The sequence below is a fragment of the Streptomyces bacillaris genome, from assembly GCF_003268675.1.
Classification (GTDB): domain Bacteria; phylum Actinomycetota; class Actinomycetes; order Streptomycetales; family Streptomycetaceae; genus Streptomyces; species Streptomyces bacillaris.
The window spans coordinates 6668873-6682595 of record NZ_CP029378.1 but is presented as its reverse complement, the minus strand read 5'-3'; the positions used below and the strand labels follow the sequence as shown (position 1 = coordinate 6682595).

Annotated in this window: 7 protein-coding genes; all 7 read right to left on the bottom strand. The window is 71.3% G+C overall.

Annotated elements, in window-relative coordinates:
* Nucleotides 1–7: 7 nt before the first annotated feature.
* Nucleotides 8–4039, bottom strand: coding sequence for a LamG-like jellyroll fold domain-containing protein (locus DJ476_RS29155; RefSeq protein WP_318294810.1), 4032 nt, complete (start codon nt 4037–4039; stop codon nt 8–10).
* Between the two features lie 1090 nt (nt 4040–5129).
* The gene (locus DJ476_RS29150; RefSeq protein ID WP_103418356.1) at nt 5130–5660 is read right to left on the bottom strand and encodes an NUDIX domain-containing protein; all 531 of its coding nucleotides are present in this window, start codon (nt 5658–5660) and stop codon (nt 5130–5132) included.
* Between the two features lie 87 nt (nt 5661–5747).
* Nucleotides 5748–7097 carry a transcriptional regulator gene (locus tag DJ476_RS29145; protein WP_112491901.1) on the bottom strand — a complete coding sequence of 450 codons (1350 nt, stop codon included), beginning with the start codon at nt 7095–7097 and terminating at the stop codon, nt 5748–5750.
* Between the two features lie 414 nt (nt 7098–7511).
* The gene (gene pheT, locus DJ476_RS29140; RefSeq protein ID WP_112491900.1) at nt 7512–10025 is read right to left on the bottom strand and encodes a phenylalanine--tRNA ligase subunit beta; all 2514 of its coding nucleotides are present in this window, start codon (nt 10023–10025) and stop codon (nt 7512–7514) included.
* Entirely contained in the window at nt 10025–11164 is a 1140-nt protein-coding gene (pheS, locus tag DJ476_RS29135; RefSeq protein WP_019762411.1) for a phenylalanine--tRNA ligase subunit alpha, read from the bottom strand. The genes pheT and pheS overlap by 1 nt, the downstream gene beginning before the upstream one ends.
* Nucleotides 11165–11332: 168 nt before the next feature.
* A complete protein-coding gene (locus tag DJ476_RS29130; protein ID WP_112491899.1) occupies nt 11333–12448 on the bottom strand; it encodes a sensor histidine kinase in 1116 nt (371 codons plus the stop codon).
* A gap of 260 nt (nt 12449–12708) precedes the next feature.
* A complete protein-coding gene (locus tag DJ476_RS29125; protein WP_112491898.1) occupies nt 12709–13554 on the bottom strand; it encodes a TrmH family RNA methyltransferase in 846 nt (281 codons plus the stop codon).
* Between the last annotated feature and the right edge of the window lie 169 nt (nt 13555–13723).

Below are 13723 nucleotides of genomic sequence, written 5' to 3'. Positions count from 1 at the left end.
AGAAGCGTCAGTCGACGGGTACTTCGGTGGGCACGTCGAACCACGCGCTCGCCAGGTACTCGATCTGGGTGTCGTTCAAGGCGCCCTGGAAGGCCCAGACGTCGTCCACCGAACCGGGGAAGTAGCCGCCCCAGCTGCCGTCCTGCTTGGCACGGCCGATCTGGAGGGACTTGCCCGCCTTGAAGGTCAGCGTGTCCTCGGCCCAGGAGATGAGGTCCTCGCACCCGGTCTCGTCGGCGTCACCGTCACCGTTCGCATCGCTGCAGGCGACTTCTTGCAGAGAGCCGTTGACGTACAGGCGGGCCTGCTTGGCGAAGCCGTCGTAGACCAGGGCCAGGTGGTTCCACTCCATGACGTCGTAGAACTCCCCGTTGGCCACCTTCTCCACCGACGGAGAAGCCGTGTCCGCGCTGGGCAGGTCCACCTGCCAACGCCCCAGGCCGGCGGGATCCTTGGCATCCGGGACGAACTTGAGCGCGAACGCACTCTGGGTGGTGCCCTCGGCGCTGACGACGGCGGCCTCCTCCTCGGGGACGGCAGCCGCCTGCGCCCAGCCGGTGACCGTGAAGCTGGTGCCGGTGTCCACGGGCACCGCCGGTGTCGAGGCGTAGCCGCTCACACCGTCCAGTTCCAGTCCCGCCTCCATGAAGCCCCAGCCGATCTTCGCGCCTCCGCCGAGCGTCATGGCACCGGCTGTTCCCGCGTCGTCGGGAGAGGTCGCCGGGGTGGTGGTGCCGGCTTCGTCGAGCTTCCAGCGGGCCTTGACCAGGGGACGCTGGCGGAACATCTGCAGCACCTCCTCGTCGGACACGGGCCGGTCGAAGAGGCGTACCTCGTCGATGGTGCCGGGGAAGAAGTTGCTGACGGCACCACTGTGGTTGGTGGCGCCGATGTACATGGACTGGTTCGCGTAGAAGGCTCCGGAGAGCTTGGTGGCGCCGGCCTTTGCTCCGTTCACGTACAGGGTGAGAGTCTCCGCGACGGTGTCGTGGACACCCACCAGGTGCACCCACTCCCCGACCCGTGCGGTGACACCGTCGGCCTGCATGGCGCGGATGATCTTGGCGTCGGCGCTGTCGCTCGCGTACTGGTTGAACGCCCACCGGTCATAGGTGGAGGAGTAGTAGAGCTCGAACCCGGGACGCTGCTCTCCCGCCTGGGCGGTGATGATCCCCGCGCTGGTGGGCTTCCTGTCCAGCTTCGCCCAGGCGGAGACGGTGAAGCTGCGGCTGGTGTTCACGTGCGGGCCGCTCGCCTGCCCGATGCGGGCGTAGCCGTTGGTCCCGTTGAATTTGGTGGCCTTGCCCTTCACCCCGGTCTGCCCCGGGGTGACTCCGCCGTGGTAGGTGGCGGGCAGCACTCCGCCCTGGCCGACGATCTCGGTGGCGTCGGCGGGCTCGTCGAGCGGGAAGACGCCGATCGCCGGGCGTCCGGGATCTCCGACGCTCTGGTGGACCTTGAGCTTGTCGACCTCGCTCCGGGTCAGCGGCTTGTCGAAGAGCTGTACCTCGTCGATGGTGCCGGGGAAGAGGTAGCTCGGGGTCCCGGAGATGTTCCGGCCGCCGATCTGCAGCCCCCGCCGGGCCTCCCACGGGGTGGCGTACGGTACCGACCCGACGAGCAGGCCGTCCACGTAGAGTTCCAGCAGATCCGCGGCCGAGTTGTACGAGCCGGCCAGATGCGTCCATGCCCCGACGTTCACCTTGGTGGTGTCGCCCTGGGCGACGCGTACCAGGCCGCCGTTGATGTCGTCGGACTTGTACTGGCTGAACGACCAGCCGTACGTGGCCGAGTAGTACAGCTCCAGCCCCGGAGCGTTGTTGCCGGGGATCACCACCACGTCCGCGGCCGACGACGTCTTGCGGTCGAGCTTCACCCAGGCGGAGACGGCGAACCCCCGACTCGTGTCGACCGGCGACAGGTCGGTCGAGGCGTAGCCGTCGGTGCCGTTGAAGTGCACCGCGGTGCCCTTGACGCCCGCGGCACCCGGTACGGCCCCGCCGTTGAGCGTCAGCGTACGCGGCGGTGTGGAGCCCTGGCCCGCCGTGGCGCCGGCCGGTTCGTCCAGCTGCCAGGTCGCCCGGTCCGGCTGACCGGCCTTGACCCGGAACTGGTAGGTGCGGACCTCGCTGCCGTTGCCCGCGGCGTCGAACGCCTGGGCCGTGATGAAGTTGACGCCGGGTTCGGCGGGCAGGATGCGGGCGATCTTCGCGGCACCGCCGGTCGTGGTGAGGGTGTTCTTGGAGGTGGGGTCGCCGTTGATGCCGTACCAGTACTTGGTGACGTCGTTGTCGGCCGCCTTCACGCTGAAGTTCCCGTACTTGCCCACGCCGTCCCACCAGGGGTCGTCCGGGTTCTCCGGGTTGGAGGCGGGGTACTCACCCGAGGTGATGGCCGGTGCCCTGGGCACGCTGGCGTCGTAGACGAAGTAGCAGGCGGTCGGGTCGCCCGCGGTCGACCACGGTGAGTACTGGGCGCCGTCCCAGGCCCGCACGTACCAGTGCGCGGTCTTGTTCTGCGGTACCGACGGCAGGCTGATCGAGAAGTTGGACCCCGACTTCTTCGCCGAGGTGCGGGCCGGCTTCCAGCGGACGATCAGGCCCTTGCCGTCGCCCGCGTCCCACTTCGCCTGGAACTCCAGGGCGACGTTGTCGCCGTCCGGGTCGGTGATCTTGTTGGCGTAGATCTTGCCGAGGGTGCGGACCCTGGCCGCGCTGCCCGGCTTCTTGCAGGTGCCGCCGTACTCCATCGACAACTGCGACATCTTCACCTGCGCCGGCGGACGGTTGTACTTCACCCGCAGATAGGCCTTGTCCGAGAAGCGCTTCCACCCCAGCCGGTCGGTCTCGCTGGACGCCTGGAGGCCGAAGGTCATCGTGGACCACTTGCCGTTCGCCGCCTGCTGGACCGCCGACCGCACATCGAACTCGGCGTCCTTGGACGCGCATCCGGTGTACCCGTACGCGAACGACTCGGTCTTGAGATGGTCGATCCAGAACCCCGAGGCGTTCTGCGAGTTCCAGGTCGTCGAGGACGAGATGCCCTTCGTACGCCACAGCTGGACGCCCCGCGCGGTGCACGAAGCGGAGTGCACGTTCCGCACCACGAACTCCGCCGACAGGATCGACTTGCCCGCGAACTTCGAGGTGGGGATGCGGTAGAAGAGCCGCTTGGTGTCGTGCGGCGCGCAGTAGTCCCAACCGCAGTAGCCCACACCGGCGTTGTTCTCGCCGTTGAACTTCCACTGGGGCGAGGACGCCCAGTACTTGGACGCCATCGTCCAGGCGGACGCCCGCGGCGAGTACCACTGCGGATCGATGAAGACGGGGTAGTGAGTGTCCTCACCCACCAGCACGTCCTGATCCGGTGTCAGCACCAGTTCGTCGCCACCGGCGGGAAGGGTCACGTCGACGGGCGCGAGCTTCCCGGACTCGCCGGCCCCCGGCTCCCCGTCCCGCCCGCCGTCAGCGGCCTTCGCGGATCGCGCGGCCGGGGCTCCCTCACCGGGGCTGGAATCCCACATCATCGGCTTCGGCGCCTCGAACACCGCACTCCCGGCGCCCTTGTCCACCGCTTCGAGGCCGCCCTCGGACGCCTCCCGGACCTCGACACCCTCGGTGCCGAGCTTCAGCCGCAGCTCCTTCAGCGCGGAACTCCGTGCCGCCTCGGCGCTCTTGACCACCAAGAGCTGGGTGAAGCCGTCCTCCTGCGCGCCCATCCGCAGGTCGACGTCGGGAAGGACATTCCGGTAGGTCGCCATGCTGCCGTCCAGCTCAGGAGCGGGCAGCGCTCCCGGCCAGGTCAGAGCGAGCTCCCGGCCGGCCTTCTCCATACGGACCAGCGGGGCGTCACCGCCCCCGGAGAAGGCCAGCCCGACCGTCGTCGCCTTCGGCGCCACCAGACCACCCGGAACGGTGGCCAGGTCCGTGTCGACCGCCTTCCACTGCCCGTCGACACGTGTCCACACCGGACGCAGGTACTCCCGCGCCTCCAGGTCCCCCGACGGTGTGGCGAACACCTCCCGGGACTCACCCCTCATCGAAGGGATCTCGACACTCTCACCGGACTTCCTGGCCGCCGCAAAGGCCTCGGCCTCGGAGCGGGCTCCCGGTTCCGGCTCCGACGCCGCCTCTTCCGCGCGGTCGGCCGGGCCGCGTGCGGGCGCCGCCGATGCCACCCCCGGCAACAGCCCAACGGCCAGAGCCGCACTCACCACGACGGCCAGACCGCCCATGGTGCCGCGCGTATCCCATCGGGATCGCATCTCCATCCCCCGTTCGCAAAGTGAAAATAAATCAAAGAAGACGGGAGGACGTTAGTCACTGATCAGTCACCAAGCAATCAACATGAAGGAGACAAAGGCGAAGGCAGCGGGAAATCTGGGAGTGACGTCAGTCACGGTTGCGCGCAAAGAGATCACGAAATGCTCACACCCACCGCCTGGCCAACTACATGACACCCACCTTTTATTTCTCAGGAAGACGCTTCAAAAGGCACTATGACGGTTTATTGAACCGAAACACTTCGGAATCGGACTCGTCGGCCGTGCGTCAGCGGTCCGGCGGTGGATGCAGCGGCCCCTGACGGCACCTCATGCGCCGGATTGCCCGACCGGCAGAGGTCCCGGGACGATATTCCGGATAAGGAGTGTGAAGGCCACCGAAATGAGAAGCGCGAGCCGCTCACCCCGAAAGGGGATTCCTTATGTCGGACAAGGCGGCTCATCTCGTGATCCCTACCGGAACATTTCAGTGTGGCGCCATCGCCGACAGATCCCGGTCGTCGCCCGCCGACCGGTCGAATGAACCCAGCTTTCGCAACGAGCGAATCCGGAATCCCACGCTCACAGCCGCAGGGGTGCCGCGCCGGATCGGCGGGAAAGCACGGAGTCGGGGTGCACGCGCCGCCTCCACCCGGTCGACGAGCGCTCGCGACCGGGCACGTACGCCTGAGGCTCCCCCGTCACTTCGTGGAGCCGGTCCCGGACGATCCCGGGACCGGCTCCTCGTGCGTACGGGAGCAGGTCCGTGCCTCTCTCGCGTACGGGAGCGGGCCCGCGCCTCTCTCGCGTACGGAGGCGGGGGGGCCGTGTCCTCCTTCGCGTACGGGAGCGGACCCGTGAGCGCCCCTCAGCCCAGCCGCAGGTGGTGCAGCATCAGCAGCGCCGCCGCCATGTTGGCCGCGGGCACCTCGCCCCGGGCGATCATGTCCGGGACCAGCTTCAGCGGTATCCACTCACGGCGTGAGGACTCGAAGGCGTCCGTCGGCGGGCCCGTGTACTGAGCCTCCTCCGCCCAGAAGAGATGGTGGCGGGCGTCGGTGAGGCCGTTGGCGGGCTCCACGGTGAGGAGCGGGCGCAGCGGGCCGGGGCGCCAGCCGGTCTCCTCCTCCATCTCGCGGGCGGCCGCCGCTGCGATGTCCTCGCCGTCGTCCACGACCCCGGCGGCCAGCTCCCACCCCCAGCTGTCGGTGATGAAGCGGTGGCGCCAGAGGAGCAGCACCTCGTCCGCCTCGTTGACGACGGTGGCCGCGGCGACCGGGCGGAGCCGGATGACGAAGTGGTCGAGGTGGCTGCCGTCGGGCAGCTCGACATCCGCCAGGTTCACCCGGAACCAACGGTTCTCGTACACATTCTGTTCGTTCAGGTTCGTCCACTGCACGTTTCTGCCGCCTTTCGACATGTTGGGGGCAACATGCCAGCAGGGTCGGCCGCGAAGCGGAACGAACGACGGGGTGCGCGGCGCAGCTCACAGAGGCACGCGGAGCGCCCCGCCGATGAGATCGGCCGTCTGTACGGCGTCGGCGCAGCCGCTCTCCGCCAGCTCCCGCCCCACCTGGCGCAGCCGGTCGCGCAGCCTCTGGGACTCCATCCCCCGGGCCCGCTCGGCCATTTCGGCCGCCGTACCGGCTGCTCGGTCCGGTTCGCCCTGGAGCAGCTCGATATGGCTGAGCATCGCGAGCCGGTGGACGCGCCCCCGGTCGTGCGCCGGGGCGCGCACGGCGGAGGCCGCGTGCTCCCGTGCCGCGTCGAGATCCCCCAGGCTGAGCAGCGCCTCCGCCACCTGGACGTCGACCAGGCCCGGCTGGACGTACCCGGTCTCGTCCGGCTCCCGCCCGGTGTGGATCCGGCCCGCCTGCGCCTCGGCCCGCGCGATGCAGGCGCGGGCGCCCGCCGCGTCACCGAGCTGTGCGTACGCCTTGGCCTGCATGGCGTGGAGGTCGGCGGCGAGCGCCGGGGTGATGTGGTCCCCGGCGGCCCGCAGCGCGGCCTCCGCGAAGGCGATGGAACGGCGGTGTTCCCCGAGGAAGAGGGACTGGGTGGTCAGCAGGGCGATCACATAGCCGCCGAGCGCCCGGTCGCCGCTGGACTTGGCGAGCCGCAGCGCCTGGTGGAAGTAGCGCTGGGCGAGGCCGTGGGCGTCGGAGTCGTACGCGCAGATGCCGGCCACCGCCACCAGGGCCGCCGTCGCCCGGTGCAGCCGGCGGCCGAGGGCGTCGCTGTGGCCGCCGCGGAGCAGGGGCGCTGCCTCGGCGTTGAGGAAGCGGACGATCCGGGGTCTGGTCGCGATGCCGCCCGCCTTGCGGTACAGCTGCTCGTAGTGGTCGCGGGCGGAGCGGAGCGTCTCTATGTCGGCCATGCTGACCCGGCCAAGGCCCGGGCGGGAGACGTCGGTGTCCTCCGGCGGGTTCTCCCACTCCCAGACCGGCATCACCGCCGGGGTGCCGGTGACGGCGGGCATGGCGGCCAGGTCGGGGCGCTGCTGTTCGTCGGAGCGCCAGAGCGCGGTGGCCCGGTCGACGAAGCCGGAGAGGGAGGCGGGGTGGGCGGCCGTCTCCGTGCCGTAGCCGCCGGAGGTTCCCATGCCGATGTCGTCGAGGGTGACCGGGCGGGTCAGCCGGGCGGCCAGCACCTCGCAGATCAGGTCGGGCACCTGGCCGCGCGGCCGCTGGCCCTTGAGCCAGCGGGAGACCGCCGTATGTTCGTACCGCAGGCTCAGGCCCCTGGCCCTGCCCGCCCGGTTGATGTGACCGGCGAGCCCCGCCCGGGACATCCCGGCCTCGTCGATCAGGGATTCGAGCAGGACATTCGGCTCCATCGTCCCCCCAGATGCGTGTCGCAATGAGCCTAGTGGAGCACGATTCACACGGGGTGTGAACGGAATGCCCGAACCCTCCTGCTGTGCGCTCTGCCGCGCGGGGACCGGGGTCGGTTGAATGGGCTCCCTCGCAAGAGGCGGCCGGGTCGTCGGCACCCCCTCGTAAGGCCTACGACCCGCACCCGCGCCGTCCGCACCGCCGGCCTGCCCGACACTCCGTGGCCGTGCGGACGGCGCCGGATCGCACGACCCACTGCCCAACGACGAAGGAGGGTGGCAGCGGGTCGGGACCGGAACCGCGCTTCCTCCCGGTTCCGTGTCCGGTCCGCGTGCGGTCCCTCCGCCGCCCGGCGGGAGAAGGAGAAGGGGCGTATCCGGTGGCCGGATACGCCCCTTCTCAACGCCCAGGGGGTGCTACGCCCCGCGCAGCACCGCGCCCGTGCGCTCGGCGGCCAGCGCCACCGCGCTGTCGCGGGCGGCCGAGGCCTCCTCGACGGTCAGCGTGCGGTCGGCGGCGCGGAAGCGCAGCGCGTACGCCAGGGACTTGTTGCCCTCACCGATCTGCTCGCCGGTGAAGACGTCGAACAGCCGCAGCGATTCGAGGAGTTCACCCGCGCCCTCGCGCAGCGCCCGCTCCACGTCGGCGGCCGGGACGTCCCCGGCGACGACGAGCGCCACGTCCTGGGTCGCCACCGGGAAGGTGGAGATCCGGGGCGCCTGGAGCGCTCCGTCCACGGCCTGCTCCAGGACGTCCAGCTCGACCTCGGCGGCGCAGGTCCGCTCCGGCAGGTGGAGCGCCTTGATCACGCGCGGGTGGAGTTCGCCCGCGTGTCCGAAGAGGGTCTCCTCGCCGTTCACGGTGACGTACAGCGCGGCGCAGCGGCCCGGGTGCCACGGGGCGTGCTGGTCGGCGCGGACGGTGACCTCCACGCCTGCCTCGGCCGCGATCGAGCGGGCCGCCTCGACGGCGTCCGCCCAGGTGGCCGGGGTGCCCTTGCCCCACCAGCCGGCCTGCTCGCGGGCGCCCGCGAGGACGACGGCGGCGCGGCGCGGCTGGCGCGGCAGGGCCGCGTTCAGTCCGGCGATCTCCTCGTCGGTGGGGCGGCGGTCGACGGGCAGCCGGACGGCGGGCGTCTCCTCGCCGGTGGGCCGGAAGACCAGGCCCGTCTCGAAGAGCGCCAGGTCGTGGCTGCCGCGGCCGTCGTTGCGCCGCAGTGCGCCGAGGAGGCCCGGCAGCAGCGTGGTGCGCAGCGAGGGCTCCTCGTCGGAGAGCGGGTTGACGAGCGTGACCGTACGGCGGCGGGCGTCGTCCTTCTCCAGACCGAGCTGGTCCAGGACGGCGTCCCCGATGAACGGGTAGCTCAGCGCCTCGACGTAACCGGCTCCGGCCAGCACCCGGCCGATGCGGCGGTGGAGCCGCTGGCGGTCGGTGAGGCCACGGCCGGAGGGGGGCGTGGGGAGGGTGGAGGGCAGGTTCTCGTAGCCCTCCAGGCGGATGACCTCTTCGGCCAGGTCGTTCGGCTCGTTCAGGTCGGGCCGCCAGGACGGGACGGTGACGATCAGCTCGTCCTGCCCGTAGACGTCGCAGCCGACCTCCTGGAGGCGGCGGACGACGGTCTCGCGGCCGTACGCCACGCCCGCGACCCTGTCCGGGTGGTCGGCGGGCATCGCGATGGTGCGCGGGGCGGAGGGGGCGGTGATCTCGGTGACCCCGGCCTCGGCGGTGCCGCCCGCGAGGAGGACCAGCAGGTCCACCGTGCGCTGCGCGGCAGCGGCGGCGGCCTGCGGGTCGACGCCCCGCTCGAAGCGCTTGGACGCCTCGGAGGACAGCTTGTGGCGGCGCGCGGTACGGGCGATCGAGATCGCGTCGAAGTGCGCGGCCTCGATCACGACCTCGGTGGTGAGGGCGTGCTCGCCGTCCGCGTCCGCGATCTCGGTGTTGGCGCCGCCCATGACGCCCGCGAGGCCGATCGGCCCGCGGTTGTCGGTGATGACCAGGTCCTCGGCGTCCAGCACGCGGACGGTGCCGTCCAGCGTGGTGAGCTTCTCGCCCTGGGTGGCGCGGCGGACGCCGATCGGCCCGTCGACCCGGTTGCGGTCGTAGGCGTGCAGCGGCTGGCCCAACTCCAGCATCACGTAGTTGGTGATGTCGACGGCCAGCGAGATCGGGCGCATCCCGGCCTTCTGCAGGCGGCGCTGCATCCAGATCGGGGAGCGGGCCTCGGGCTGGAGACCGGTGACGGTGCGGGCGGTGAAGCGGTCGCAGCCGATCGGATCGGAGATCTGGACCGGGTAGCCGTACGCATTGGGCGCGGGCACGTCCAGCAGCGCCGGGTCGCGCAGCGGCAGCCCGTACGCGGTGGCGGTCTCGCGGGCGACCCCGCGCATCGACAGGCAGTAGCCCCGGTCCGGGGTGACGGCGATGTCGAGGACCTCGTCGACGAGCTGGAGCAGCTCGATGGCGTCGGTGCCGACCTCGTGCTCCGGCGGCAGCACGATGATGCCGTGCGTGCCGTCGTCGCCCATGCCCAGCTCGTCGGTGGAGCAGATCATGCCGTGGGAGGTCTTGCCGTACGTCTTGCGGGCGGCGATCGCGAAGTCGCCGGGCAGGACCGCGCCCGGGAGGACCACGACGACCTTGTCGCCGACCGAGAAGTTACGGGCGCCGCAGACGATCTCCTGCGGCTCGCCGGTGCCGTTGGCTGTGCCGACGTCGACGGTGCAGAAGCGGATGGGCTTCTTGAACCCCTCCAGCTCCTCGATGGTCAGGACCTGTCCGACGACCAGGGGGCCCTTGAGGCCCGCGCCGATCTGCTCGACGGTCTCGACCTCGAGCCCGACGGAGACGAGCTTGGCCTGTACGTCACGGCCGGTCTCCGTCTCCGGCAGGTCGACGTACTCCCGCAGCCAGGAAAGCGGGACGCGCATCAGATCTCCATCCCGAACGGCCGGGTGAACCGGACGTCACCCTCGACCATGTCTCGCATGTCTTCGACGTTGTGGCGGAACATCAGCATCCGTTCGATGCCGAACCCGAAGGCGAATCCGCTGTACTTCTTGGGGTCCACACCGCAGGCGGTGAGCACCTTGGGGTTGACCATGCCGCAGCCGCCCAGCTCGATCCAGCCCTCGCTGCCGCAGGTGCGGCAGGGGCGGTCGGGGTTGCCGACGGACTCGCCGCGGCAGACGTAGCAGACCATGTCCATCTCGGCGGACGGCTCGGTGAACGGGAAGAAGTTCGGCCGCAGACGGGTCTTCATGTCCGGCCCGAAGAGCGCCTGGACCATGTGGTCGAGGGTGCCCTTGAGGTCGGCCATGGTGAGGCCCTCGTCGACGGCGAGCAGCTCGATCTGGTGGAAGACCGGGGTGTGCGTGGCGTCCAGCTCGTCGGTGCGGTAGACCCGGCCGGGGCAGACCACGTAGACGGGCGGCTTGCGCTCCAGGAGCGAGCGGGCCTGGACGGGCGAGGTGTGCGTACGGAGCACGACACCGGACTCGTCGCCCTCGGTCGCCTTGCCGTCGGCCGTGGTGCCCCGGACGAAGAAGGTGTCCTGCATCTGGCGGGCCGGGTGGTCGGGCACGAAGTTCAGGGCGTCGAAGTTGAACCACTCCGCCTCGACCTCGGGGCCCTCGGCGATCTCGTAGCCCATGGCGACGAAGACGTCCGCGACGCGCTCCATGATCGTCGTCAGGGGGTGGCGGGCGCCGGCCGGGGTGCGGTCGTAGGGCAGTGTGACGTCCACGGCCTCCTCGACGAGCACCCGGGCGTCGCGCTCGGCCTCCAGCTCGGCCTGGCGGGCGGCCAGCGCCTTGGAGACGGCGCCGCGGGCCTGGCCCACGCGCTTGCCCGCCTCGGCCTTGGCCTGCGGGGGCAGGGCGCCGATCTCGCGGTTGGCGAGCGACAGGGGCGAGGTACCTCCGGTGTGCGCGGTCTTCGCCTGGGCGAGCGCGTCGAGGTCACCGGCGGCGGCGAAGGCGGCGAACGCCTCGTCCCGCATGCGCTCGATCTCTTCCGGTTTCAGTGCCTCGACCTCGACTGGGTCGTACGACTTGTTCGGTGCCGACATCTCTTCCCGTGCTTCCGATTGGCTGGTGGCGCGACCCGGCTGGAGACCGCTGGACGCAAAGGTGCCAAAGGTCGAGTCTAAGGGCCGCAGGACGGTCGGGGAGCCCGTGGGCTGCTCACGCCCTCCCGTCGCCCACCGCCACCCTGCCTGATTGCTTCGCAAACCCCTCTAGTTCAGATAGGCGGGCGCGCTCACGGGCAGAATAAATCGGAACTCGGCCCCGCCGCCGGGCCCCCGGTCGACGGTGATCGTGCCGCCGTGCGCCTCGACGATGCCCTTGACGATGTAGAGGCCGAGGCCGGTGCCGCCGCGCTTGCTCCCCCGCCAGAAGCGGGTGAAGACACGGCCCATCGACTCCTCGGGGATGCCGGGGCCTTCGTCGCTCACGGTGACCGCCGTTCCCATCTCGTCGCAGCCGCCCGGCGCGGGTGCGGGGGCGATATCGATGGTGACGGTTCCCTCGCCGTGGCGCACCGCATTTTCCAGGAGGTTCCCGAGGACCTGGTCGATCTTGTCGGGGTCGGCCCAGAGGTCGGGCAGCGGCCCCCGGGCGCGGACCCGGAAGCGGTCGGGGGCCTGGCCGCCCGCCATGAGCGCCTGGATGTGGCGGGCGACGGCGGCGGCGATGTCGACGGGCTGGCGGCGCAGCTCCAGCCGCCCGGAGTCGATACGGGAGATGTCGAGCAGCTCGGCGATGAGTCGGGTGACCCGTCCGGCGTCCGCGTCGACGGTCTCCAGCATCAGCCGCTTCTGGTCGTCGGTGAACCGCTCCCACTTGGCGAGCAGGGTGGCGGTGAACCCTTTCACCGAGGTGAGCGGGGAGCGCAGCTCGTGGGCGACGGTGGCGATCAGCTCGGCGTGGCTGCGTTCGGTACGCCGACGGGCCTCGGTGCCGCGCAGCGAGACGACCACCCGGCGTACGGGCCCGGTGGGGTGCTCGCGTACGTAACGGGCGGAGACCAGCACCTCACGGCCGCCGGGCAGCAGCAGGTTCCGCTCGGGCTGGCCGCCCCGGGTGGCGAGGCCGCCGTACGGGTCGGTCAGCGCCCACCAGCGCTTGCCCTTGAGGTCCTCCAGCGGGAGGGCCACTTCCAGGGGGCGGCCGAGGGCCTGGGAGCGGGGGGTGGCGGTGATGCGGGCGGCGGCGGCGTTGAAGCAGACGACGCGACCGTTCTCGTCGGCGACGACGAGCCCGTCGGGCAGGTCGTCGGGGTCGATGCCGGGGCCGTCCACGCGCGCGGCGGCGGTGTGCGCCGGTCCCGGCGAGCTCATGCCGACAGCCATAATTCCCGTATCCCCACCTCTCGAACCGGTGCAGTGGGCCCCCGAGTTCGTCACCCTACTAGCCGTCGGGGAACCGGCGACACTCTGCGGGGGCGCGCGGAGGGAGTGCGCCGGTGGACGACGTACGCGAATGGCCGGGACCGTTCGGTGACGGATCGTCGGACAGGCTCCCGGTGACGCACCCGGTGCGGGGCCGTACGCGTCGGGGAGCGCGGGGTCACGCGTCCGGGGCAGGGCCCGTACGCGCCGGAAAGCCGAGGCTACTCCTCCGGTGTGCGGCGCGGGCGCTGGGCGCGGGCGGAGGCGTAGAGGCAGACGGCGGCGGCGGTGGCCAGGTTGAGGCTCTCCGCCTTGCCGTGGATGGGGACGCGGACGACGGCGTCGGCGAGCGCCCGGGTCTCCTCGGGCAGCCCCCAGGCCTCGTTGCCGAAGACCCAGGCGGTGGGGGTCCCCATGGTGCCCGCGTCCAGCTCGTCGTCCAGGTCGTCGTCCCCGGCCCCGTCGGCGGCGAGGATGCGCACCCCCGCGTCCCGGAGCCCCTGCACGGCCTGCTCGACGGGGACGCCGACGGCGACGGGCAGATGGAAGAGCGAACCGACCGACGCCCGTACGGACTTGGGGTTGTAGAGGTCCACCGAGGCGTCGGTGAGCACCACCGCGTCGGCGCCCGCCGCGTCGGCGCAGCGCAGTACCGTACCGGCGTTCCCGGGGTCGCGGACGTTGGCCAGAACGGCCACCAGGGTGGGTCGGGCGTCCAGGATCTCCTGGAACGGGGAGTCCAGGAAGCGGCAGACGCCGATGAGGCCCTGCGGGGTGACGGTCTGCGAGACGTCCGCGAGGACGTCGTCACCGGCCAGGTGGACCCGGGCACCGGCCGTGTGGGCGGCGGCGACGATGTCGGCGTACCGCTCGGCGGCCTCGGGGGTGGCGAACAGTTCGATGAGGGTGGGCTGTCCGTCACCGCCCCGGTGGGCAGCGGCCTCGCGGACGGCCTGGGGCCCCTCGGCGATGAACCTGCGCTCCTTGCCGCGGAAGTTGCGGCGGGCCAGCCGGCGGGCGGCGGCGACGCGCGGGGAGCGCGGGGAGATCAGTTCGGGGGTGCCCATGGTCGGCGGCGGGCCTCTCTGCTCTGCGTGTGCGGCGGTGGGATCGGCGTACGGCGGCGTACGGCGGTGGGGTCTGCGCGGGAAAGGGCGTACGGCGGGCGTACGGCCGTGGGGCGCGGTGGCGGCAACGCACCGGACCCGCAGGCGGCGGGCGCCTGCGGGTCCGGTT